General features: G+C 68.5%; 22 protein-coding genes. 9 read left to right on the forward strand and 13 right to left on the reverse strand.

The genetic code is table 11. The annotated features are described in order from the left end of the window. Positions 1-123 precede the first annotated feature (123 nt). Genes ACT53R_RS11975 through ACT53R_RS11985 form a run of 3 tightly spaced genes read right to left on the reverse strand, consistent with a single transcriptional unit; the run spans position 124 to position 2,977 of the window. Positions 124-699 carry a nucleoside deaminase gene (locus tag ACT53R_RS11975; RefSeq protein WP_476172106.1) on the reverse strand — a complete coding sequence of 192 codons (576 nt, stop codon included), beginning with the start codon at positions 697-699 and terminating at the stop codon, positions 124-126. Further along, positions 699-1,154, reverse strand: coding sequence for a hypothetical protein (locus tag ACT53R_RS11980; RefSeq protein WP_476172107.1), 456 nt, complete (start codon positions 1,152-1,154; stop codon positions 699-701). The genes ACT53R_RS11975 and ACT53R_RS11980 overlap by 1 nt, the downstream gene beginning before the upstream one ends. Before the next feature lie 56 nt (positions 1,155-1,210). Beyond that, a complete protein-coding gene (locus tag ACT53R_RS11985) occupies positions 1,211-2,977 on the reverse strand; it encodes a glutamine--tRNA ligase/YqeY domain fusion protein (protein WP_476172108.1) in 1,767 nt (588 codons plus the stop codon). Between the two features lie 358 nt (positions 2,978-3,335). On the opposite strand from ACT53R_RS11985, the gene ACT53R_RS11990 reads away from it, so the two are divergent. Together ACT53R_RS11990 and msrA are read left to right on the forward strand one after the other, a co-directional pair. Further along, positions 3,336-5,576 carry a diguanylate cyclase gene (locus tag ACT53R_RS11990; RefSeq protein WP_476172109.1) on the forward strand — a complete coding sequence of 747 codons (2,241 nt, stop codon included), beginning with the start codon at positions 3,336-3,338 and terminating at the stop codon, positions 5,574-5,576. Positions 5,577-5,724: 148 nt separating this feature from the next. Beyond that, the gene (gene msrA, locus ACT53R_RS11995) at positions 5,725-6,381 is read left to right on the forward strand and encodes a peptide-methionine (S)-S-oxide reductase MsrA (protein WP_476172187.1); all 657 of its coding nucleotides are present in this window, start codon (positions 5,725-5,727) and stop codon (positions 6,379-6,381) included. Between the two features lie 147 nt (positions 6,382-6,528). Here msrA and ACT53R_RS12000 read toward each other — a convergent pair whose 3' ends face one another. The 7 genes from ACT53R_RS12000 to ahpC form a co-directional block, all read right to left on the reverse strand. Then, positions 6,529-7,176, reverse strand: a complete 648-nt coding sequence (locus ACT53R_RS12000; RefSeq protein WP_476172110.1) for a hypothetical protein — start codon at positions 7,174-7,176, stop codon at positions 6,529-6,531. A gap of 44 nt (positions 7,177-7,220) precedes the next feature. Next, the gene (locus ACT53R_RS12005) at positions 7,221-7,439 is read right to left on the reverse strand and encodes a hypothetical protein (RefSeq protein WP_476172111.1); all 219 of its coding nucleotides are present in this window, start codon (positions 7,437-7,439) and stop codon (positions 7,221-7,223) included. After that, complete coding sequence (locus ACT53R_RS12010) at positions 7,436-8,017, reverse strand: DUF3501 family protein (RefSeq protein WP_476172112.1); 582 nt, start codon at positions 8,015-8,017, stop codon at positions 7,436-7,438. Before ACT53R_RS12010 ends, ACT53R_RS12005 begins: the two co-directional genes overlap by 4 nt. Beyond that, positions 8,014-8,448, reverse strand: coding sequence for a rubrerythrin family protein (locus ACT53R_RS12015; protein WP_476172113.1), 435 nt, complete (start codon positions 8,446-8,448; stop codon positions 8,014-8,016). The genes ACT53R_RS12010 and ACT53R_RS12015 overlap by 4 nt, the downstream gene beginning before the upstream one ends. A 74-nt stretch (positions 8,449-8,522) precedes the next feature. Next, positions 8,523-9,443, reverse strand: a complete 921-nt coding sequence (gene oxyR, locus ACT53R_RS12020) for a DNA-binding transcriptional regulator OxyR (RefSeq protein WP_476172114.1) — start codon at positions 9,441-9,443, stop codon at positions 8,523-8,525. 275 nt (positions 9,444-9,718) lie between these two features. Beyond that, positions 9,719-11,323 carry an alkyl hydroperoxide reductase subunit F gene (gene ahpF / locus ACT53R_RS12025; RefSeq protein ID WP_476172115.1) on the reverse strand — a complete coding sequence of 535 codons (1,605 nt, stop codon included), beginning with the start codon at positions 11,321-11,323 and terminating at the stop codon, positions 9,719-9,721. A 388-nt stretch (positions 11,324-11,711) separates the two neighbouring features. Next, the gene (ahpC, locus tag ACT53R_RS12030; RefSeq protein ID WP_476172116.1) at positions 11,712-12,275 is read right to left on the reverse strand and encodes an alkyl hydroperoxide reductase subunit C; all 564 of its coding nucleotides are present in this window, start codon (positions 12,273-12,275) and stop codon (positions 11,712-11,714) included. A gap of 224 nt (positions 12,276-12,499) precedes the next feature. On the opposite strand from ahpC, the gene prmC reads away from it, so the two are divergent. Together prmC and pip are read left to right on the forward strand one after the other, a co-directional pair. Next, a complete protein-coding gene (prmC, locus tag ACT53R_RS12035; RefSeq protein WP_476172117.1) occupies positions 12,500-13,333 on the forward strand; it encodes a peptide chain release factor N(5)-glutamine methyltransferase in 834 nt (277 codons plus the stop codon). A 48-nt stretch (positions 13,334-13,381) separates the two neighbouring features. Further along, positions 13,382-14,326: a prolyl aminopeptidase gene (gene pip, locus ACT53R_RS12040; protein ID WP_476172118.1), complete on the forward strand. Its 945-nt coding sequence runs from the start codon at positions 13,382-13,384 to the stop codon at positions 14,324-14,326. Positions 14,327-14,375: 49 nt separating this feature from the next. Here pip and ACT53R_RS12045 read toward each other — a convergent pair whose 3' ends face one another. Further along, the gene (locus ACT53R_RS12045; RefSeq protein WP_476172119.1) at positions 14,376-15,050 is read right to left on the reverse strand and encodes a DUF1294 domain-containing protein; all 675 of its coding nucleotides are present in this window, start codon (positions 15,048-15,050) and stop codon (positions 14,376-14,378) included. Between the two features lie 553 nt (positions 15,051-15,603). Here ACT53R_RS12045 and ACT53R_RS12050 point away from each other — a divergent pair. Then, positions 15,604-16,542, forward strand: a complete 939-nt coding sequence (locus tag ACT53R_RS12050) for a DUF4760 domain-containing protein (RefSeq protein ID WP_476172120.1) — start codon at positions 15,604-15,606, stop codon at positions 16,540-16,542. A gap of 3 nt (positions 16,543-16,545) precedes the next feature. On the opposite strand, the gene ACT53R_RS12055 is transcribed toward ACT53R_RS12050, so the two are convergent. Next, positions 16,546-17,211, reverse strand: coding sequence for a hypothetical protein (locus ACT53R_RS12055; RefSeq protein ID WP_476172121.1), 666 nt, complete (start codon positions 17,209-17,211; stop codon positions 16,546-16,548). 115 nt (positions 17,212-17,326) lie between these two features. Next, a complete protein-coding gene (locus tag ACT53R_RS12060) occupies positions 17,327-19,879 on the reverse strand; it encodes a penicillin-binding protein 1A (protein WP_476172122.1) in 2,553 nt (850 codons plus the stop codon). A 260-nt stretch (positions 19,880-20,139) separates the two neighbouring features. Between ACT53R_RS12060 and ACT53R_RS12065 the strand changes: the two genes are divergently transcribed. From ACT53R_RS12065 to ACT53R_RS12080, 4 genes are read left to right on the forward strand one after another with little or no spacing between them, the layout of a single operon-like run. Then, positions 20,140-21,198, forward strand: coding sequence for a pilus assembly protein PilM (locus ACT53R_RS12065; protein WP_476172123.1), 1,059 nt, complete (start codon positions 20,140-20,142; stop codon positions 21,196-21,198). Then, on the forward strand, positions 21,198-22,019 hold the full coding sequence (locus ACT53R_RS12070) for a PilN domain-containing protein (protein ID WP_476172124.1): 822 nt from the start codon (positions 21,198-21,200) through the stop codon (positions 22,017-22,019). The genes ACT53R_RS12065 and ACT53R_RS12070 overlap by 1 nt, the downstream gene beginning before the upstream one ends. Further along, positions 22,016-22,795: a type IV pilus inner membrane component PilO gene (locus tag ACT53R_RS12075; RefSeq protein WP_476172125.1), complete on the forward strand. Its 780-nt coding sequence runs from the start codon at positions 22,016-22,018 to the stop codon at positions 22,793-22,795. The genes ACT53R_RS12070 and ACT53R_RS12075 overlap by 4 nt, the downstream gene beginning before the upstream one ends. Continuing rightward, positions 22,795-23,337 (forward strand): pilus assembly protein PilP, encoded by a 543-nt coding sequence (locus ACT53R_RS12080; protein ID WP_476172126.1) that lies wholly within the window; start codon positions 22,795-22,797, stop codon positions 23,335-23,337. Before ACT53R_RS12075 ends, ACT53R_RS12080 begins: the two co-directional genes overlap by 1 nt. The last annotated feature ends 15 nt before the right edge of the window (positions 23,338-23,352 follow it).

Consider the following 23,352-nt stretch of genomic DNA (forward strand, 5'->3'; position numbering starts at 1 on the left):
AGGGCGGGCCCAGGCCCGCCGTTGCCACCCCTCAGGACAATGCGCGAATGATCGAGACGGTTCCGATCGTTGTCCGACGCAATCGGAGTGGTCGCAATGGCGGGCCAAGGCCCGCCCTACGCATCAATATCTCCCGCCGCCACCGCTGCCGTACGCGCGCAGCACGTCGCAGGCCGCATCGCGCTCGATGTCGCGCGTCACCGCGATCCCGCGTTTCTCCAGTTCGCCGATCCAGTCCGCGGGCAGCGGGCCTTCGTCGAAGGGCGTCAGCGCCATCACGTCCTCGGCGCGGGCGCCGATCAGCAGGCGGTCGATGCCGGCCCAGATCGTGGCGCCGTAGCACTGGCAGCAGGGCTGCGAGGACGTGGCGAGGGTGATCGGGCCGACGGCGCGGCCGTCGTCGTCGCGATTGAGCCGCGCGCGCTGGGTGCGCTGCTGCGCGAGCATGTACGCCATCATCTCGGCGTGCGCGACCGAGCAGGTCTGCGGCAGCACGCGGTTCACGCCGACCGCGATGATGCGGTCGTCCGCGCCGAAGACGACGGCGCCGAACGGGCCGCCGCTGCCGTGTTCGACGTTGCCGCGCGAGAGCGCGATCGCCAGCGCGACCTTGTCGGCGTCGCTCGCGTACGCGCGCGAGACGTCGACGGCGTCGTGGACCCAGACCGGCAGGGTGAGGTGGATCTGGGCGAGCAGCATCACATCACCTGCGCGCCGCCGGCGACGTTCTCGCAGCGGCCTTTCGTGCACGTGCAGCCGCTGACCGGCTGAAAGCCGCAGACCGAGGCCATGCCGTCCTTCGCGCACTGCGCGCGCACGGCGGCGGGATCGACCTTCGCGTCCTTGTTCACGCACAACGGGAAGGTGCCGCAGCAGCTGCCGACGTCCTTCACCGAGCAGTCGGCGTCGGTGCGGCATGTGCGGTCGGGCGACATCGGGTTGGCGCTGCCGGCGTGTTCGACCGGTGCCGGCGCAGCGGGCACTGCCTTCGGCGGCTGCGGTGCAGCGGGTGCCGCCGGTGCGGGTGTCGTCGATGCGGCCGGTGCAGGCGCCGATGTCGCGGCCTGCGGCGTTTCCGGCGCGGGCGCGGGGGCGCTGCACGCGGTCAGCGACAGCGCGACGAGCAGGGCGGCGAACGAACGGGGCAGGCGCATGGCGGTCTCCTTCGATCGTGGTAGCGGGGGCGCGATTCGAACCTGCGGTCGCGTCGTCAGCCGCCCGCCGCCCACGTGTCGCGCAGCGTGACGCTGCGGTTGAACACCGGCGCCGCGGGCGTGTGGTCGAAGCGGTCGGCGACGAAGTATCCGGTGCGCTCGAACTGGAAGCCCTGCTCGGGCGCGGCGCTGGCGGCGGCGGGTTCGACATAGCCGCGGATGCTGCGGCGCGAGTCCGGGTTGAGATAGTCGCGGTAGCTCTTGCCGTCCTCGTCGGTGTCCGGATTCGCCACGGTGAACAGGCGGTCGTACAGCCGCACTTCGGCTTCGACGGCATGCGCAGCGCTGACCCAGTGGATCGTGCCCTTGATCTTGCGGTCGGCGCCGGCCATGCCGGGGCGCGATTCGGGATCGAGCGTGCCGCGCAGTTCGACGATCTCGCCGGCGTCGTTCTTCACCACCTCGTCGCACTTCACGATGCCGGCGCCGCGCAGGCGCACTTCGCCGCCGGGGATCAGGCGTTTCCAGCCCTTCGGCGGCACTTCGGCGAAGTCGTCGCGGTCGATCCACAATTCGCGCGAGAACGGCACGCTGCGGGTGCCGAAGGATTCGTCCTTCGGGTGGTTGGAGAACGTCAGCGTTTCCTCGTGGCCTTCGGGCAGGTTGGTCAGCACGAACTTCAGCGGATCGAGCACCGCCATGCGCCGCGGCGTGCGCGCGTCGAGGTCCTCGCGCAGCGTGTTCTCCAGCACCGAGTAGTCGATCAGCGAGTTCTGCTTCGACAGGCCCAGGCGCGAGACGAACAGCTTCAGCGCGTCGGGCGTGTAGCCGCGGCGGCGGATGCCCTGCAGTGTCGGCATGCGCGGGTCGCCCCAGCCGTCGACCAGGCCTTCCTCGACCAGCGTCATCAGCTTGCGCTTGCTCATCACCGTGTAGTTGAGGTTGAGCCGCGAGAACTCGATCTGGCGCGGGATCGCGGCTTCGATCGGCAGGCCCTTCGCGGCCAGCGGCGCCAGCAGCTCGGGATGCTTCGGCAGGTCGACCTTCTGCACGCACCAGTCGTACAGCGGGCGATGGTCCTCGAATTCCAGCGTGCACAGCGAGTGGGTGATGCCTTCCACCGAGTCGCTGAGCGAATGCGCGTAGTCGTACATCGGGTAGATCGGCCACGCATTGCCGGTGTTCTGGTGCTCGACGTGCTTGATCCGGTACAGCGCCGGGTCGCGCAGGTTGATGTTGCCGCTGGCCATGTCGATCTTGGCGCGCAGCGTGCGCGCGCCGTCCGGGAACTCGCCCGCGCGCATGCGCCGGAACAGGTCGAGGTTCTCCTCGACGCTGCGGTCGCGGTACGGCGAGGGGCGGCCGGGCTCGGTCAGCGAGCCGCGGTAGGCGCGCACTTCGTCGGCGCTGAGGTCGCAGACGAAGGCGTCGCCCTGGCGGATCAGCTGCTCGCCGGCGAGGTAGAACACCTCGAAGTAATCCGATGCGTGGCGCAGCGATGCCCACTCGTAGCCCAGCCAGCGCACGTCGTCCTGGATGGCGCGGACGTACTCGGGGTCTTCCTTCGCCGGGTTGGTGTCGTCCAGGCGCAGGTTGCAGCGGCCGCCGAACTCGCGGGCGATGCCGAAGTCGGTCCAGATCGCGCGGGTATGCCCCAGGTGCAGGTAGCCGTTGGGCTCCGGCGGGAAGCGGGTGTGGATCTGCGCGTGCTTGCCGCTGGCGAGGTCGTCGCGGACGATCTGGCGGATGAAGTCCTGGCGGCTGGAATCCGCGCGGAGTTCGGTGTCGGCGGGCAGGGCGTCGGCGGTGGGGTCCGGGGTCATCGAGGGGTCTGGCGCGGCGAAAACCGCCAGTCTAGAGCGTGTCATGGCCTTTTTCATGCGTCGTGAACGCCCGCCGGGGCGCCGGCCGTGCCCGGCCGGCGATCCGCGTGGGGCCGCCTTTCGGCCGCTCGGCGGGAACCCGGGTGTCGCGGCCCGTCCCGGATGGTAGTGTGGGCATGGAAAACAGGGACGCCCACGGGGACGAACGGGTGCAGATGGCGATGATGGAAAACGGGACGACCTCGGGCGCGCGCCGCCCGGTCGTGGCGGGCGGGGTGCGGGTTCGCGCCACGGCTGCCCGTGGCCCGCTTCCGGCCAGGATCAGGGAGATCCGAGTGACCCTGATGCGCGGCTGAGCATGGCATTCTCGCGTCTCGACGACCCACAGGCGTGGCTCCGTGCCCTGGGCATGGTGGTCGTGCTGTTGCTGGGGTTGTATGCGCTCTCGCCCGGGCGCGCCGCCGGACCGCCGCCGGGCCGTCCGCTGCCGATGCAGCTGGTGCCGTTGGAAGACGTCGACGGGGTCGTGCCACGGCTGGGCGCGGACAATCGTTCCCTGCCGGTACGGGCCTCGGCGGCGCACGAGACCCGCGCCGAACTGCGTTTCGAACTGCCGCCGCGCACGCCCGAATCGCCGCAGTGGGTGATCTGGATCCCGCGGGTGCCGGTGGAATCGGTGCGGCTGCGGGTGGGCGACGTCTGGGACAGCGGGCCGCGCCGTTTCCTCGACCCGCGGTCCGACGAGGGCCCGATGCCCGTCGGCTATCTCTTCCGCCTGCCGTCGACCTGGGAAGGCGGGATCCGGGTCGAACTGGCCGCCACCGCGCTGCGCGACACCGCCCTGCGGCCGATGCTGCTGCCCGACGCGCTGGCCGAGCAGCAGGCCCAGCGCGCGACGATCCTCGTGACCCTGGCCTACGCCAGCCTGCTGACCGTCGCCGGACTGATGCTGGCGCTGTTCTTCGCCTCGCGCGACCTGAGCTTCCTGTCGCTGTTCCTGTTCTGCCTGGCGGCCACGCTGTTGCTGCTGGCGTCCAACGGCCACCTGTCCGCGATCGACCCCTTCGGCCTGTTCCGCCGGCTCGGCGGCGCCGGGCTGCACATGGTGTCGCTGGTGTTCGAGACTTCGGCGCTGGTCATCCTGCTGCGCTATGCGGACACCGCCCAGAGCCGGCCGAAGCTGGCGCAGGGCATTCACCGGGCGGCGGCGCTGGGCCTGTTGCCGCTGGCGGCGGCGATCGCGGCTTGGGGGCGGCACGGCGACGCCATCACCGCGTGGCTGGTGCCCGCGATCTGGCTGGCCGGCTGCGCCGCCGCGCTGTTCCTGATGAAGGACGCCTGGAGCCGGCGGGTGACGTTCGCGCCGCTGGTGACGCTGTCGGTGGTCGGCATCGCGGTGGCGCTGGTCGCATGGGAACTGGTGGCGCACGGCGTGCTGCCGGACAGCCTGTGGGCGCGCTTCGGCTACCAGGCGGCGATCATGATCGCCACGGCCGCGATCAGCGTGGGCCTGATCAGCCGCATCAGCAAATACCGCGAACAGCGCGACCGCGAACAGCGCGCGCGCGCCGACTCCGAACGTCGCATGTACCGCGAGGCGGTGCGTACCGAACTGCTGACCGCATTGCAGATGGCGCTGCGCGGCGTGGGCGAGGAGGAGATCCAGCCGCTGGCGATGCGCCTGTTGCTGGACCACCTGCGCCGGATCGTCCCCGCGGACAACGTGCTGGCGGTGCTGCGCGGCTACCACGGCCGCGACACCCTGGCGGCGCATCCCGGTCCCTCGCTCGATGCATTGGTGGAGCGCATCAATCCGCGGCTGCCGGCATTGCGCCAGCAACTGGCGATCAACATCGACGTGCAGCAGCCGGTCTCGCGCAGCGGCGAGGAAGTGCCGGTGGCGGTCGAGGCCGCGGTCTCGCTGCCGGTGCGCGCGCCGTCGTGGGGCGCGCTGGTGCTGGAGCGCACCGGGGCCACCGTGTTCCATCCGGACGAACTGTCGATCGCGCGCGAACTGGCGCGGATCGCGGTGATGCAGATCGACGAGGCCTTCACCGCGCTGCACCTGCGGCACACCGCCGAGGTCGACGGGCTGACCGGCGCGCTCAACCGCCGCAGCGTCGACCAGGCGCTGGCGCGGACGTTCCAGCACGCGCACCGCAAGGGCCTGCCGCTGTCGGTGCTGTTCGTCGACATCGACCACTTCAAGGCCGTCAACGACCGCCTCGGCCACGCCGCCGGCGACCAGTGCCTGCGCGAGATCGCCCGCCTGATCGGCGCCCAGCTGGTCGAGGAAGACCAGTTCGGTCGCTACGGCGGCGAGGAATTCCTGGTGATCCTGCCCGGGCGCCAGACCGAGATGGCGCGGGCCATCGCCGAGCAGATCCGGGTGGCGATCGAGGCCGCCGAGCTGCATTACCAGGACCGCAGCCTGCGCCTGACCGTCAGCATCGGCGTCGCCACGCAGTTGGCGCAGGAATCCATGCCGCAGCCGGCGGTGGAGCGCGCCGACAAGGCGCTGTACGCGGCCAAGCGCGCCGGCCGCAACCGCGTGAGCGTGGCGCCGGCGGTGTTCGCGGCGCGGCCGGCCACGGCCTGATGCCGGCGGCGTGACGTCCGCCTGAACGGCGGCTTGAAGGTTTTGCCGCTGCGCCGCATATCCTGCGCTGGCGCGCACCGCCGGAAGCCCCGCGCGCCTCTGTCCTGGAGTCGTCACGTCCGCCATGGAGTCCGTCATGTTCGAATCCCTGCTCGGCATCGGGGCCTGGAAGCAGCGCCTGCCCACCCCCGAACGTGCGCTGCCCGGTCGCACCGAGCCGCTGCCGCTGCACAACGTCCACCACGTCCACGGCCGCCCGCTGCGCGACGCGTTCCCGGGGCTGGAAATCGTGCGCTTCGGCATGGGTTGTTTCTGGGGCGCAGAGCGCCGGTTCTGGTCGATCCCGGGCGTGTCCACCACCGCGGTCGGCTACGCCGGCGGCTACACGCCGAACCCGACCTACCGCGAGGTGTGCAGCGGCGAGACCGGCCACGCCGAAGTGGTGCAGGTCGTCTACGACCCGGCGCAGGTGAGCTTCGAGCAATTGCTGGCCGTGTTCTGGGAAAGCCATGACCCCACGCAGGGCATGCGCCAGGGCAACGACGTCGGCACCCAGTACCGCTCGGCGATCCACTGCACCACGCCGGCGCAGCTGGCGATCGCGCGGGCCAGCCGAGACGCCTACCAGGCGCGGCTGACGGCCGCCGGACTGGGGACGATCACCACCGACATCCCATCCTCCGCGCCGGACTTCTACTTCGCCGAGAACGAGCACCAGCAGTACCTGTCGAAGCACCCCGACGGCTACTGCGGCCTTGCCGGCACCGGCGTGAGCTGCCCGGTCGGATTGGGCGTGGGCGGCTGAACACAGGCCGCCGCACTCCGCTGGTAGCTCGGTAGAGCGGCCTTCAGGCCGCTGCTTTTGTCGGGATCGATGGCACAGCGTCCAAGAGCAGCGGCCTGAAGGCCGCCCTACCAACAGCCGCGCCACCGACCAACGCGGGCGGGTTGGTCAGAACTTCCGCACGGCGCAGACGTAGATCACTTCGCAGGCGCCGCCGCCGGTGTCGTCGCGGCTGAGCGAGCTGCGCCAGTGCCAGCCTTCGGGCGTGTTCACTTCCACCAGCCAGCCGTCGATGCGCACGCGGTCGCCGGCGTCGATCTTGTCCAGCGCCGCCGCCACCGACGCGCCCGACGGGATCATGTGCATGTTCGCGCTGTTGCGCGCGATCTGGTCCGGCGGCAGTGGTGGATCGCCGCTCCACGCGTAGTGGTACCACCGCCCGGACTGCGAGATGTCCAGCCGCGACAGCACGGCGTCGTCGCGCATCGGCCCCCAGCCCAGGGCGAGGTCGACCGGCGAGAAATCGGCCTCGCGGCCCATGCGGTAGTCCTCGCGCGACAGCACGCGCGCGGCGACGCTGAAGCCGGCCAGCGGCTGCGCCTGCGCGCCCTCCAGCGGGAACGGGGACATGCCCGACGGCGTGCCGGTCTGCACCGTGCCGTCATCGCCGGCCAGCTGCGTCGGCGGTGTGCAGTTGCTGGCGATGACCGTCGGCGTGGACGGCCCGGTGTAGGCGCCTGCCGGCGGCCGCGACGGCGTCGCCAGCCACCAGGCGGCGGCCGCGATGACGATGAAGATCAGCAACCAGCGCAGCATGCGACGAGCCCCCGGCGAACCGGGGCCAGTGTACCCGGGCGGGTTCAGCGATGCGGGCCGAGGTGCATGCCGATGCCGGTGAGCGCCTGATCGACGTAGCTCAGCGGCCGGAAGGCCAGGTAGCTCGCGCGTGAGCCGAACAAGACGTACGTCCGCCCGTCCTGCGACCAGCGTTCGGCATGCGTCTGCCGATAGCCGGCGTATGCGACGACCCAGGCCACTGCCGCCGCGGCCGCCAGCCAGGCGAGGCGTCGCCGGCTCACGCGAAGTCCGCCAACAGCGCCGCGTGCGTCTCCGGCGCGGCGTCGACGCGTGCCGGCATCCGCGCGTCGTCGATGCCGAAGACCAGCGCCGCGCCCGCCCGCAGCGCGGCGATCTGCGCCGGCGAAAAGACGAAACGCAGGAAGTGCACCGCCGACGTCCGCGTGTCGTCGCCGCGCGGGCGGTCCTCGTCGGCATGGGCGATCGCGCGGCCGTGGCCGTCGACCTCGGCGTACACCGCGCGTTCGATGCCGCCCAGCGACGACAGCGCGGCCCGGCGCTGCGCGGGATCGGGGAATTCCAGCAGCAGCGTGGCGCGCAGGTCGTGGCCGCCCGGGATCAGCGGCGTGTACGCATCCAGCTCCGCCTGGATCGCCGCCGGCTCGAAGATCCGCTCGATCCGCAGCATCTCCTGCACCTGGTACTGCACGGTCAGGCGATCCTCGAACAGCAGCGTCGCGTGCGCGCCCAGCGCGACCCGGCGCGCGAGCTTGTGCGCGAGCACGCGGGCGCGGAATGCCGGCCGTTCGACGGCGTAGGCTTCGAGCGTGAGCAGATCGGCGCGGGTCAGGGACGTCACGGTGCCGGCGGCGTGGCGTCGAGTTCGTCCAGCGCCTTCCGGAAGCGGTTGGCGTGCGAACGCTCGGCCTTGGCGAGGGTCTCGAACCAGTCGGCGATCTCGTCGAAGCCTTCCTCGCGCGCGGTCTTCGCCATGCCCGGATACAGGTCGGCGTACTCGAAGGTCTCGCCGGCGATGGCGGACTTCAGGTTGTCCACCGTGGCGCCGAACGGCAGGCCGGTGACCGGATCGCCGCACTGCTCCAGGTATTCGAGGTGCCCGTGCGCGTGGCCGGTCTCGCCCTCGGCGGTGGAACGGAACACCGCGGCGACGTCGCTGCGGCCTTCGACGTCGGCCTTCAGCGCGAAGTAGAGGTAGCGGCGATTGGCCTGCGATTCGCCGGCGAACGCCGTGCGCAGGTGTTCTTCGGTCTTCGACCCCTTCAGGTCCATGCGGTGCGCTCCGGTGCGCGACGATGCCCGGCGCGAGCATACGCCGATGCGCGCCGGACGTTCACGCGGACTGCTCAGGCGCCGGGCAGACGCTCGGTGGACAGCAGCTCGGGCGGCAGCTCGCGGAAGACCTCGGCGAAGCGGGTCAGGAATTCCGACATCGCCGAACTGCGGCGCCACACCAGCGCGATGCGGCGGCTGGGCGCGGGCGCGCGGAACGGCATCAGCTTCACTTCGCGCGACGGCGCCACCGGCGGCTTCACCGCCAGCACCGGCAGCAGGGTGATGCCGACGTTGGCCGCCACCATTTGCCGCAGCGTTTCCAGCGACGTGGCGCGGAAGCCGGATTTCTCGCTGGCGCCGGCCAGTTGGCAGACATCCAGTGCCTGGTCACGCAGGCAGTGGCCGTCTTCCAGCAGCAGCAGGCTCTGGTCGGCGAGATCGGCCATCAACAGCGATTGCCCGGCGCCCAGCGGATGCCCGTGCGGCACCGCCAGCACGAACGGTTCCTCGAACAGGAATTCCAGGTGCAACTGGTCGTCGTGCAGCGGCAGCGCGAGCACGCCGGCGTCGAGTCGGCCCTCGCGCAGCTGGCGCAGGATGGTCTCGGTTTTCTCCTCGACCAGCAGCAGCTCAAGATCCGGGAAGCGTTCGCGCACCCGCGGCACGACGTGCGGCAGCAGGTACGGCCCGAGCGTGGGGAAGATGCCCAGGCGCACGGTGCCCGCTTCGGGATTGCGGCTGCGCCGCGCGGCTTCGCGCATCTCCTCCACGTCCGCGACGATGCGGCGCGCGCGTTCGGCGGCATCGCGACCGGCCGGCGTCAGCATCACCCGCCGCGGCGCACGCTCCACCAGTGCGACCCCGAGTTCCTCTTCGAGCTTGCGGATCTGGGTCGACAGCGTCGGCTGGCTGACGAAGCAGGCGGCTGCCGCGCGACCGAAATGCCTGTGGTCGGCGAGGGCGACGAGGTACTTCAGATCGCGCAGGTTCATGGCGTGGGTCCCGTTCCGTCAGATGGCGTTGCAGCGTCGAGCCACCGTGGCGTCGTGATGTATCACCTATCACGACGACGATGGCGACATGTCGCAACGATTGCGGGGAGAACTTAGCGCGAATTGCAGCGAATGGGACGGATCACGCTGCCTGTCTCATCTGACAGGTTTCGCTTTGCAGCGGGCTTTCTCCTGGAAAAAAGCCAGTCGCGTTCATGCAGCGACCGACGTTCACGTTCGGCCGCCGCCCTGTTCATGCTTGCCGTGCGATGCGGTCACGCGGCCTGCGTGGCCGCATCGACCGCGGGCGCGGAGGTGCGGATCAGGTGGTCGAAGGCGCCGAGCGCGGCCTTCGCGCCTTCGCTCATCGCGATCACGATCTGCTTGTACGGCACCGTGGTCGCGTCGCCGGCGGCGAACACGCCCGGCAGCGAGGTCTGCCCGCGCTCGTCGATCACGATCTCGCCGCGCGGCGACAGTTCGACCGTGCCCTTCAGCCACTCGGTGTTGGGCAGCAGGCCGATCTGCACGAACACGCCGTCCAGCGTCAGCAGGTGCTTCTCCTTCGTCGCGCGGTCCTCGTAGGCCAGGCCCGTGACCTTGCGGCCGTCGCCCTGCACCTCGGTGGTCTGCGCCGAGACGATCACGTCGACGTTCGGCAGGCTGCGCAGCTTGCGCTGCAGCACTTCGTCGGCGCGCAGCTTGCCGTCGAACTCGATCAGGGTGACGTGGGCGACGATGCCGGCGAGATCGATCGCCGCCTCCACGCCCGAATTGCCGCCGCCGATCACCGCCACGCGCTTGCCCTTGAACAGCGGGCCGTCGCAGTGCGGGCAGTAGGCGACGCCCTTGTTGCGGTACTCCTGCTCGCCGGGCACGTTCATCTGCCGCCAGCGCGCGCCGGTGGAGAGGATCACCGTCTTCGACTTCAGCGTCGCGCCGCTGGCCAGCTGCACTTCGATCAGGCCGTCGGCGCCCGCGGGCCGCAGCTGCTCGGCGCGCTGCAGGTGCATCACGTCGACGTCGTACTCGCGCACGTGGCGCTCCATCGCGGCCGCGAGCTTCGGACCTTCGGTCTCGGGCACCGAGATGAAGTTCTCGATCGCCATCGTGTCCAGCACCTGGCCGCCGAAGCGTTCGGCCGCGAGGCCGGTGCGGATGCCCTTGCGCGCGGCGTAGATCGCCGCCGCCGCTCCGGCCGGGCCGCCGCCGACGATCAGCATGTCGAACGGTGCCTTCGCGGCGAGCTTCTCCGCCTCGCGCGCCTGCGCGCCGGTGTCGAGCTTCGCGAGGATTTCTTCCACGCCCATGCGCCCGGCACCGAACGATTCGCCGTTGAGGAACACCGCCGGCACCGACATGATCTCGCGCGCCTCGACTTCGGCCTGGAACAGCGCGCCGTCGATCGCGACGTGCTCGATGCGCGGGTTCAGCACCGCCATCAGGTTCAGCGCCTGCACCACGTCGGGGCAGTTCTGGCAGCTCAGCGAGAAGTAGGTCTCGAAGCGCAGCGCACTGTCGGGGCCGGTGCCTTCGAGCTCGCGGATGCGGTCGATGACGTCCTGCGCCAGCTTCGACGGATGGCCGCCGACCTGCAGCAGCGCCAGCACCAGCGAGGTGAATTCGTGGCCCATCGGGATGCCGGCGAAGCGCAGCGCGATCGACTGGCCGGGGCTCGCGATGGCGAACGACGGCACGCGGTCGCCGGGCTCGCGCGCTTCACGCAGCGTGACCTGGTTCGACAGCTGCGTCAGTTCGACCAGCAGTTCGCGCAGCTCGCGCGACTTTTCGCCGTCATCGAGCGCGGCGACCAGTTCGACCGGGCGCACGAGCTTCTGGAGATAGGCCTGCAACTGGGTTTTCAGGTCGGCATCGAGCATGGCCGTGTCCTCGCGGGAAAGGGGAAGGAGGGGAGGAAGAGACGAAGTCGCGTCGTTCGCCGCAGCGGCCAGGCGTTGGACAGCGTGCCGGTCGTGCATCGGGGGTGAGGGCGATCCGCGATGCGCGGCGCATGCGGTCGAAGCGTGGCCGCTGCGGCGAACGGAGCGTCGGTCGCGAACGGCGACCGGAGACGAGGCCGGCGGCGCATCCCGCGACGCCGGCGTTCGGTGGAGCATTGCGCGAGGGGACGCGCAGGAGGGTCTTGCGGTGCGGAGGTCCGCCGCGACTGTCGGAGGGCTTGCACGCGCGCTCCGGGGTCCTGTTCGTGTTGCGGTCTGCCGTCCCGCACGATCGGCGCGGGAGAGCAGGCTGATCAGATCAGGTCGATCAGATCTTGCCGACGAGGTCGAGCGACGGCTTCAGCGTCTCGGCGCCTTCCTTCCACTTCGCCGGGCAGACTTCGCCCGGGTGGCTGGCGACGAACTGCGCGGCCTTCAGCTTGCGCAGGGTCTCGCTGACGTCGCGGGCGATCGCGTTGTCGTGGATCTCGAGGGTCTTGATCACGCCTTCCGGGTTGATGATGAAGGTGCCGCGCAGCGCCAGGCCTTCCTCGTCGATGTGCACGCCGAACGCGCGGGTCAGCTGGTGGGTCGGGTCGCCGACCAGCGGGAACTGCGCCTTGCCGACTGCCGGCGAGGTGTCGTGCCAGATCTTGTGCGCGAAGTGCGTGTCGGTGGTGACGATGTAGACCTCGGCATTCGCCTTCTGGAACTCGGCGTAGTTGTTCGCCGCGTCCTCGACTTCGGTCGGGCAGTTGAAGGTGAAGGCGGCCGGCATGAAGATCAGGACCGACCACTTGCCCTTGAGGGTTTCGTCGGTGACCTGGATGAATTCGCCGTTGCGGTAGGCATTGGCCTTGAAGGGTTGGACCTGGGTGTTGATCAGGGACATCGGAAAGCTCCTTGGGGGTGGTGGTCGGTGGGCGATGCCGGGCGGACCCGGCCTTCGCGACAGGGCACAGTCTACGGACAGGGTTTGAATCGATCCAATGAATCCATTAGATCGTTTCGATAGTCATTGACTATCGAAATGAGGTAACCGGGCTTTGCTTCTATTCTGTCCCGCCCGGCCGCCTCCCGTCCCATGCCGATCCGTCCGCACGGTACCGCCTCCCGATGACCGACGCCCCCACCGTGCAGGCGCTGCTGCGGGATGCCGCGGCCCGGATCGACGCCGTCGACGCCGAATGGCTGCTCGTCCACGCCCTGGGCCGGCCGCGCAGCTGGCTGTACGCCCACCGCGACGATGCCGTCGCCCCCGCCGATGCCGAACGCTTCCGCGCGCTGCTCGCCCGCCGCGTCGCCGGCGAGCCCGTGGCCTACCTCACCGGCCGCCGCGGGTTCTGGTCCTTCGACCTGGCAGTCACCCCGGCGACGCTGATCCCGCGGCCGGAGACCGAATTGCTGGTCGAACTCGCCCTCGACCGCCTGCCCGCCGGCGCGCCGCTGGTGATCGCCGACCTCGGCACCGGCAGCGGCGCGATCGCCCTCGCGCTGGCGCACGAGCGCCCGCGGGCGCGGGTGGTCGCGACCGACGCCAGCACCGACGCGCTGACGGTCGCGCGCGGCAACGCGCAGGCGCTGGGCCTCGCGAACGTCGAATTCCGCGCCGGCGACTGGTGTGCGCCGCTGGCCGGCGAACGCTTCGACCTGATCGCCAGCAACCCGCCGTACCTCGCCGACGACGACCCGCACCTCGACGAAGGCGACCTGCGCTTCGAGCCGCCGACCGCGCTGTCCTGCGGCGTCGACGGGCTGGAGGCGATCCGCCGCATCGTCGCCGACGCGCCGCGGCATCTCGTGCCCGGCGGCTGGCTGCTGTTCGAGCACGGCTGGACCCAGGGCGATGCAGTGCGCACGCTGCTGCGCGATGCCGGGTTCGTCGACGTCGCCACGCATCGCGATCTGGAGGACCGCGACCGGGTGACGCTGGGCCGCCGGCCAGGCTGAGGCGCTGCGCTACACTCCGGTGCCTCGCCCACGGCTTCCGAGACGCCCATGCGCACGCTGTATCCCGAGATCGCCCCCTTCGACACCGGCACGCTGCGGGTCGACGATCGCCACGTGCTGTACTACGAACAGTGCGGCAACCCGCACGGCAAGCCGGTGGTGATGCTGCACGGCGGCCCCGGCGCCGGCTGCGGCGAGAAGATGCGGCGTTTCCACGATCCCGCGAAGTACCGCATCGTGCTGTTCGACCAGCGCGGCGCCGGACGCTCCACGCCGCACGCCGATCTCGTCGGCAACACCACCTGGAACCTCGTCGCCGACATCGAGAAGCTGCGCGAGACGCTGGGCATCGAACGCTGGCAGGTGTTCGGCGGCTCGTGGGGCTCCACGCTCGCGCTCGCCTACGCCGAGACGCATCCCGAGCGCGTGACCGAACTGCTGTTGCGCGGCATCTTCATGCTGCGGCGCTGGGAGCTGGAATGGTTCTACCAGGAAGGCGCGTCGCGCCTGTTCCCGGATGCGTGGGAGCACTACCTCGCCGCGATCCCGGCGGTCGAACGCCACGACCTGATCTCCGCGTTCCACCGCCGCCTCACCAGCGACGACGAAGCCACCCGCCTCGCCGCCGCGCGCGCCTGGAGCGTGTGGGAAGGCGCGACCAGCTTCCTGCACGTCGACGACGATTTCGTCGCCGGCCACGAGGACGCGCACTTCGCGCTGGCCTTCGCGCGCATCGAGAACCACTACTTCGTCAACGGCGGCTTCTTCGAGGTCGACGACCAGTTGCTGCGCGACGCGCACCGCATCGCCGACATCCCCGGCGTGATCGTGCACGGCCGCTACGACGTGGTCTGCCCGATCCAGAACGCCTGGGACCTGCACAAGGCGTGGCCGAAGGCCGACCTGCACATCAGCCCTGCGTCCGGCCACTCCGCCTTCGAGGCCGAGAACACCGACGCGCTGGTGCGCGCGACGGATCGGTTCGCGTCGTAAATCCACGACCAACGCGATTGCCGGGCCGGTCGACGGTCGGTCCGGCGCGTCACCGCCCCGCGTACCACGCCAGCACGACGACGTTCGCGAGCACCGTGAACCAGAACGTCCACAGGAACTCCGTCTTCTTCGACTTGTGCCGGAACCAGCGCTGCGCGAGCAGCGCGCCGGGCCAGCCACCGCAGAGCGCGAACAGGTGCAGCGAGCTTTCCGGCGTGCGCCAGCGGTTTTCGGCGGCGGCGCGCTTGTCGCTGCGGTAGGCCCACAGCGCGGCGAGGCTCATCACGACGTACAGCGTGCCCGCGTGCACGGGCAGGCGTCCGGTGGCGATCAGGCCCGCGAGCGCCAGCGCGAACACGCCCACGAGCACGTAGGCGAACGTGCCGCGCGAGGGCGCTTCGGATGTCGCCCCGCGTCGCATCGCGGTGGATCGTGGGGGCGTCGCTCTCGCCGTTGTCGGGCGTGTCGGCGGCGGTCGCATGGAGCGGGATAGCGCGGGTTCCAATTGCATCGGTTCGTCCGCGAACCGGATCGCCGTCGCCTGCAACCGGCCCCGCGCGTCGCGCGCAGCGGCGTAGGTCAGCACGTCGCCATCGACCGGCCGCCGCCCCGCGCGCTCGAACGCCTTGATGTGCACGAACGCGCGATCCCCGCCACCGTTCGGCGTGACGAACCCGAAGCCCTTGTCGTCGTTCCAGTGCGAGAGTCGTCCTTGAAGGCGCATGGCGGTCGTGATGCGTGGCGTTGACGGAATTGTGCCGGCATGACAAGCCAATTCTGTGAGCTATCCTGCGCCGTGGGCTACGATATCTGCGCGTTGGGGCTGACGCAGTTTGTTGTAGCCCGCTTACCGTTTTCAGTGAACTTTCGCGCAGCTCATTCGTCCAACAGGCTGAGCAGGCAAATTGCGCGGTTAGCTCTTAATTAGCTGAACAAGACTGCTCGAAATGTGGTGTAAGCCCATGTTTTTAACGAAAATTTATCCATTCGCTTGAGCGTCTCTTGACAAGCCTGCAGGATGGGACTTGTACTCTCTGGAGCCGTTAGTGCTTTGAGTGAAAGCTGAAGGCTTGGCGGCGATAGGCATGTGCAATGGATGCATAGAAATTTTCAATATAGGGATCGCGCCCCTATCCTCTGGCGCGTACTAAAGTACATAGGGGTGTTGTATGGCAACAGGTATGGGTGAAGGCTAACGTGTATTGGCCGTGTGTAAGGTAAAAAATGCCGCTAAAAGCCCCCTCTTGCAGGGGGCTTTTTATTTAAAGGGGAGACTCATGAAAAAGGAAAACATAGCAAGTTTGGCGTGGCGTCATGTCGCTTGCCCATTGGCGCGAGCCGCTGACCCGCTTAGTTGGATTATATTTTTAGTATTTATCGCAATGGTGGCGATCTCTGCGGGATTTCATTTCAGGGGTGACGAGTTTTACATGAAGTACTACCCTATTTTTTGGTATGGGGCATGGGTGGTTTTGGTTTTTTCAACGGTTGGCCCTTTGTTTAATTTGTCTAAAGATAGAAATGAGGTCCCGCTTGGAATATTGATAGGTGTTGGAATATCTCACCTAGTCGTTTTTATTGTTATCGGAATAGTCGTGCTTTCCAAGAGCGCAAATACTGCTGCTGTCACAGCTCTCTTATCTGCGGCTGCTGCTGCAATGATGGTGGGCATTGGGTGGGTCGTTCAGCACCAGAGTGGCGCTAAAGCTTCTCGTAGAGCCCATACTTTTGGCGTTCTTATGCAATCTCGGTTGAGCAAGGAATTTCAAGACCATGTAAGGATGAGAATGAGTTACTACTCGGCTGGTAAGTTGATAGAGGCCGTGGACGCGCCTCTTTTTAGGGCTGATGGCTTTGAAAAAAAGAAGAACGAAATTGATGCCGACTACATTAGAGAGATTGGTGCGGCAAAGGACGGCGCAAAGGATCTAATAAAGGAAATTTACGATAAAAAGAAAGATGATCTTGAAAAGAAATATTTATCTATTCAAAGCGTCAAGTACATATTGAATTTTTATGAGTTCGTTTGTGCTGGAATAAAATTGAAGGAATTGGATGAGGCGATGTTGAGGCAAACGTTGAGCGACATTGCGGTTGATCTTTACAAGGACACTCGACATGTCCGAATTTTCGCTCAGGATATTAAGAAGGGAGCTTACGAGAACTTCGAGAATGTGGTAAGGGAATACTGGCTTCACAGTGATTCGCAAGATTAATTTTCATGGGTGCGAGCGGGTGTTGTTGCTGCACTCAAACCCCGCCACCTCCTCCTCCACCAGCAGCGCGCGCAGCTGCGCCGCGGACGCGCGTCGCATCGGCTTCTCGTCGATGGTCGACAGCGGGGCCTGGCGCAGGGCGGCGTGGGGCAGGACGGTGAGGTCGAAGCTCAGGTCTTCGGCGGAGAACAGCCACACGGGCGCGTCGATCTGACGTTCGCGGTCGAGCCGGATGCGGCGGCTGCGCGGTTCGGCGGGGATGCGGTGGTCGTCGAGGAAGCGCGGCACGCTTTCGGCGTCGTCGGTGTACAGATGCAGGTGCACCGGCGAGTTGGCGTCGGCGGTGCCGTCCAGCACCGGGCCGACGAGGCGCGGGTCGAAGCCGGCAAAGAAGTCCATCGCGCGCAGCGCGGCCTCGCGGCGGCGGCGCAGTTCTGATGTCTGCGCATCGCCCTGGAACAGGCGCTGGTATTCGCGCAGGGCGTCCTCGATCTCGCGGTTGCGCGGCAGCGAGGCGTCGTCGTGGATGCCGAGGCGGGCGGCGGCCTTGAGCTTGGCCTGGTGGAAATCGCGGATGCCGGATTCGGCGATCAGCCGGGCGGCCTCGCGTGCGAGCCGGTAGCGGCGCTCGCGGACCTTCGTTTCGGCGTGCTGGCGGGCGTGGTGCATGGGCAGCGTCCCGGCGTGGCCAGGTTCGACTGTAACGGATGCCCGTGAAATGGCAAACCGGTGGCGCAGGCCGGGCGCGCTGCCCGGCCTGCTTGCCCGATCAGAGCGGGCCCGATCAGAAGATGTCGAACGATTCCTCGCTGGGCACGGCGTCTTCGGCGCCGTAGTCCTCGACGTAGGTTTCCATCTTCTCGAGGTCTTCGACCTTCACGTATTCGATGATGCCGCCGGTGCCGTTGGTGGGCAGCAGCTGGCCGCCGGCGGTGACCGTGACCTTGACCATGCCCGGCGGCGGGTCGTTGGGCGCGATCGGCACGTCCTTCAGCGCCTTCTGCATGTAGTCGATCCAGATCGGCAGCGCGGCCTTGCCGCCGTATTCGCGGTAGCCCAGCGACGAGTTGTCGCTCTTGCCCACCCACACGGTGGTGATGAGGTTGCCGCCGGTGCCCGAGAACCACGCGTCGCGGTGGTCGTTGGTGGAGCCGGTCTTGCCGCCGATGTCGTCGCGGCCGATGCGGCGGGCGTCGGTGGCGGTGCCGTGCAGCACGACGTCGCGCATCATCGAGACCAGTTGGTAGGCGATGCGTTCGTCGATGGCGCGCGGTGCCAGCACGGCGTCGGCCGGCAGCGTGGCGGGGGTTTCGGCGGGCTTGGCGGTGGTGACCTTCGGGCCCTTCTTGTCCTTGGGATCGGACTTGTCGGCGGCGCCGCCGGCCGGGCCCAGGTCGAAGCCGTCGACCACGGTGGAGGTCGGCGCCAGCGGCTGGCCGGCCGCGCCCTGGCCGCAGGTGCGGCAGGCGATGGCGGGCTTCATCGTGAAGATGACCTTGCCTTCGCGGTCCTTCACTTCGCGGATGAACCACGGGTCGATGCGGAAGCCTCCGTTGGCGAAGGCGGCGTAGCCGCGGGCGATCGACAGCGGCGTCAGCGACGGCGTGCCCAGCGCGATCGACAGGTTCGGCGGCAGTTCCTCTTCCTTGAAGCCGAACTGGGTGATGTATTTGCGGGCGTAGTCCACGCCGATGGCGTCGAGCATGCGCACCGACACCAGGTTGCGCGACTGCACCAGCGCCTGGCGCACCCGCACCGGGCCGGCGAAGCCGCCGCCGTCGTTCTGCGGGCGCCAGACCTTGCCGCCGCGCATGCGGAATACCACCGGCGCGTCCAGCACGATCGAGGCCGGGTTGTAGCCGCGCTCGAACGCCGCGGCGTACACGAACGGCTTGAACGACGAGCCCGGCTGGCGGCGCGCCTGGGTGGCGTTGTTGAACTTGCTGCCGGCGAAGCTGTAGCCGCCGACGATGGCGCGCAGCGCGCCGGTGTCGGCGTCCAGCGAAACCAGCGCGGATTCGGCGCGCGGGATCTGGTCGAGGCGCCAGGTCACCGGGCCGGCCGGCTCGGTGGCGGGCGCGCCCGGCTTGGCATCGGCATCGGCGGTCTTCGCCTCGGGCACGAGCTTGCGCACCCGGGTCACGTCGCCGCGCTTGAGCAGGGCGCCCGGCGGCTTGCCGGTCCAGCGCGAGGCGTCCGGGCCGAGGTCCAGCACGGTGCCGTCGGCCAGCACGACCTGGGCGTTGGTGCCGCTGGTGCCCAGCACCAGCGCGGCATGCAGCTCGCCCTGGGTCGGGAAGGCGCGCAGCCGGGTGGCCGCGGCGGTGGCGTCCTCGCCGGCGGCGAGGTCCAGGTGCGGCATCGACTTGGGATTCCAGCCGTGGCGGTGGTCGTAGGTGCCAAGTCCGTCGCGCACTGCGGCGTCGGCGGCGGCCTGCAGCACGGGGTCGATGGTGGTGGTGACGTGGTAGCCCTTGGTCAGCGCTTCCTTGCCGTAGCGCTCGACCATCTCCTGGCGGACCATCTCGGCGACGTAGGGCGCGTAGACCTCGACCGGGCGCTCGTGCGGGGTGGCGTGCATCGGCGCGGCCTGCGCGGACTGTTCCTCGGCCGGCGAGATCATCTTCAGCTCGCGCATGCGCTGCAGCACGTAGTCGCGGCGGATCTTCGCGCGTTCCGGGTTGTTGAGCGGGTTGCCGGTGGACGGGAACTTGGGGATCGCCGCCAGCGAAGCCATCTCGTCGAGGCTCAGCTGGTCCAGTCGCTTGCCGTAGTAGAACTCGGCCGCGGCACCCACGCCGTAGGCGCGATTGCCGAAGAAGCTCTTGTTGAGGTACAGCTCGAAGATCTGGTCCTTGGTCAGCTCCTGCTCCATCTTCCGGGCCAGCAGCATCTCCGCGAACTTGCGGCTGTAGCTGTACTCGGAGCTGAGGAAGAACTGGCGCGCGACCTGCTGGGTGATGGTCGAACCGCCGGCCACGCGGTCGCGGTCGGTGGTCAGCAACTGCCACACCGCGCGGCCCACGCCCTTGTAGTCCACGCCACCGTGCTCGTAGAAGCGGGCGTCCTCGATGGCCATGAAGGCCTGCTTCAGGTGCTGCGGCACCTGCGCGATCTTCACCGGGTAGCGTCGGGTCTCGCCGAACAGGCCCATCAGGCGGCCATCGGCGGCATATACATAGAGGGGTTCCTGCAGCTCGACGTGGCGCAGGGTGTCCACGTCGGGCAGCCTGGACGCCACCGAGGCATACAGAAGGCCGAAGGCGATGCCGCCGACCACCAGGCCGGCGAGGGAAAGCAGGAGCGCCCAGCGCAGCAGGCGGCGGAGACGGGACATGGGCGGTGCGATCCTGGCGTCGGAGGCGGACGGGCGGGGAGGGGATTATAGGCGGCCCGCCCCCGCGGCCGGTGGGCAGGGCCGGGCCTGCCGGGGGGGGGCTTGCCGGGTCGGAGGGTTGCCCGGAGCCCTCCCGGGTCGTGACAGAGGTCACTCTCACGTCATCCCGAACCAAGGGGTAGTTGCCTTGGGATGCAAAGTCCGTTATTTAATGTATTGGGACACGTAACGCGCGTAAGCGCGCGTGGGAAGGGGAAAAAGTGGGACTGTTCGCAAAAAACCAGTCACCTCTGGTGGGTGTCGACATCAGTTCGACCGCCGTCAAGCTCCTGCAGCTGTCTCGGGCCGGCGACCGCTATCGGGTGGAACACTACGCGGTCGAGCCATTGCCGCCGAACGCCGTGGCCGAGAAGAACATCGTCGAGGTCGAGGCGGTGGGCGAGGCCATCCGGCGCGCGCTCAACCGATCCGGCAGCAAAGCCAAGTTCGCCGCGGCCGCGGTGGCAGGCTCGGCGGTGATCACCAAGGTCATCCCGATGCCGGCCGAGCTCGACGAGGACGACATGGAGTCGCAGATCGAGCTGGAGGCGGTGAACTACATTCCGTATCCGATCGAGGAAGTGAACCTCGACTTCGAGGTGCTGGGCGGCATGCCCGGCAACCCGGAGATGGTCCAGGTGCTGCTGGCCGCCTCGCGTTCCGAGAACGTGGAGATGCGGGCCTCGGCGCTGGAGATCGGCGGCCTGACCGCGAAGGTCATGGATGTCGAGGCGTTCGCGATCGAGAACGCCTACGCGCTGATCGCCGGCAGCCTCAACGTCCCGCACGACGGCATCGTCGCGCTGGTCGACGTCGGCGCCACGATGACCACGCTCAGCATCCTGCGCAACGGCCGCAACATCTACAGCCGCGAGCAGGTCTTCGGCGGCAAGCAGCTCACCGACGAGGTGATGCGCCGCTACGGCCTGAGCTACGAGGAGGCGGGCCTGGCCAAGCGCCAGGGCGGCCTGCCGGAAAGCTACGAGATCGAGGTGCTGGAGCCCTTCAAGGAAGCGATGGCCCAGCAGATCGGCCGCCTGCTGCAGTTCTTCTACGCAGGCAGTGAATACAACCGTGTCGACCAGATCGTGCTGGCCGGCGGCTGCGCCTCCATCGCCGGCATCGCCGCGATGGTCGAGGAACAGCTCGGCGTGCAGACCGTGGTCGCCAATCCGCTGGCCCAGATGACGCTCGGCCCCCGCGTGCAGGCCCACGCGCTCGCGCAGGACGCGCCCGCGCTGATGATCGCCTGCGGCCTCGCCCTGAGGAGTTTCGACTGATGGCACGGATCAACCTCCTCCCGTGGCGCGCCGAACGGCAGAAAGAGCGCAAGAAGCAGTTCCTGATCATGCTGGCGATGTCGGCGTTCGCCGGCCTGCTGGTGTGGTTCCTGGTCGACGGTTACTACGACGCGCAGGTCGCGGGCCAGCAGGAGCGCAACGCCTTCCTCGACGGCCAGATCGCCGAGGTCAAGCAGAAGATCACCGAGATCGAGGAGCTCGAGAAGAAGAAGAGCAACCTCCTCAGCCGCAAGCAGGTGATCGAGGAACTGCAGGCCAACCGCTCGCAGATGGTGCATCTGTTCGATGCGCTGGTTCGCACGATCCCCGACGGCGTGATCCTCACCGGCCTGAACCAGGAAGGCGACAAGCTCACGCTGGAAGGCCGCTCGCAGTCGTACGCGCGGGTCAGTAACTACATGGACAACCTGGCCGCGTCCGGCTGGATGACCAAGCCCGACCTGTCGGTGATCCAGGCGCAGGACGACATCACCGGCCTGCCGCACACCTTCAAGCTGACGGTCACGCTGTCCAACCCGAACGCCAAGGCCGAGGATGGCAGCACGCCGGCCGGTGCCGCGCCTGCCGGTGGCGCGACGCCCGCCACGGGGACCACGACGCAGACCACGACGCTGCAGCCGTTGGTGCCCGCCGGACAGCCCGCGCCTGCCGCAGGTGCCGCCCCGGCGCCCGCTGGCGGTGCCGTGACAGCGCCCGCCCCGGCGCCCTCGGCCGCCGCACCTGCGGCCGCACCGGCCCCGGCCAAGACACCCCCGAGCCCGAACAGCGGCAAGCCGTCTGCGGGAGGAGCCGCGCGATGAAAAAGAAGATGTCGCTCAAGGAGCTCGACTTCAACAACGCCGGCTCGTGGCCGCGCGAGTGGCAGATCGGCTTCTGCCTCGCCCTCGGGCTGTTGATCCTGTTCCTGCTCTGGAACTTCCTGACCCGTCCCAAGGGCGCGGCGCTGGAAGCACTGGAAGGGGAAGAGACCACCAAGCGCGCCGAGTTCGAGAAGTTGCAGGGCCAGGCCGCGAACCTCGAGCCGCTGAAGCAGCAGCTCGCGCAGATGGAACAGCAGCTCCAGCAGATGCTGCGCCAGCTGCCGAGCAAGACCGAGATGCCCGACCTCATCGTCGACATCTCGCAGACCGCGCTGGCCACCGGCATCGCCAACGAGCTGTTCCAGCCGGGTGCCGAGTCCGCGCAGGAGTTCTACGCCGAGAAGCCGATCGAACTGAAGATGCTGGGCACGTACCACCAGTTCGGCGCCTTCGTCAGCGGCGTGGCCTCGCTGCCGCGCGTGGTCATCATGACCATGCACGACATCTCGCTGAAGCCGCGCGAGGCGTCGGCTGCCGACAAGGGCAAGAAGCCTGCGGGCATCGGTCCGGGCACGGTGCTCGAACTCAAGGGCACGGTGAAGACCTACCGTTACCGCGATCCCAACGAGGACCTCGAAGGCGGCGACTCCACGACGGCCAACGGCGGCAAGCCGGCCGCCGCGCCGGGCACGCCGCCGGTGCCGGGCGCCGCCGCCGTCACTTCGGGCATGCAGAAGACCCAGGCCGCCGCCAACCAGGCCGGAGGGAGCCGCTGATGCGCAGATCCATTCCCAACGCCGCCCGTTTCGCGCTGGTGCTGCCGCTCGCGCTGGCCGCCGCCGGCTGCGGTCGCGGCATCGACAGCACGCCGGGCGATGCGCCGGCCCTGCACCAGTGGGTCGACGGCATCAAGGCCAAGCCGGCGCCGCCGCTCGATCCGCTGCCGGTGATGCAGCAGTTCGAGACTTTCGAATATTCCGCGCAGACGCTGCGCGACCCGTTCAGCACTGCCTTCGCGCCGGGTTCTTCGGCCGCGGGTCCGCGGCCCGACGACGGCCGTCCCAAGCAGGCGCTGGAACAATTCCCGCTCGACTCGCTGAAGATGGTGGGCACGATCGGCACGCGCGGTTCCCTGGTGGCCCTGGTGATGGGGCCCGACAAGGTGACCCAGCGCGTGGTACCGGGCAATTACATGGGCCAGTCCGACGGACGGGTGACCGGGGTCTACGAGGATCGCATCGAACTCGTCGAGCTGGTGTCCGATGGTGCAGGCGGTTGGCTGGAGCGGCCGGCGACGGTTTCGCTCGATGACGAATAAGACGAGGGGATAGCG

This window comes from Lysobacter sp. DMC104, from assembly GCF_056313665.1.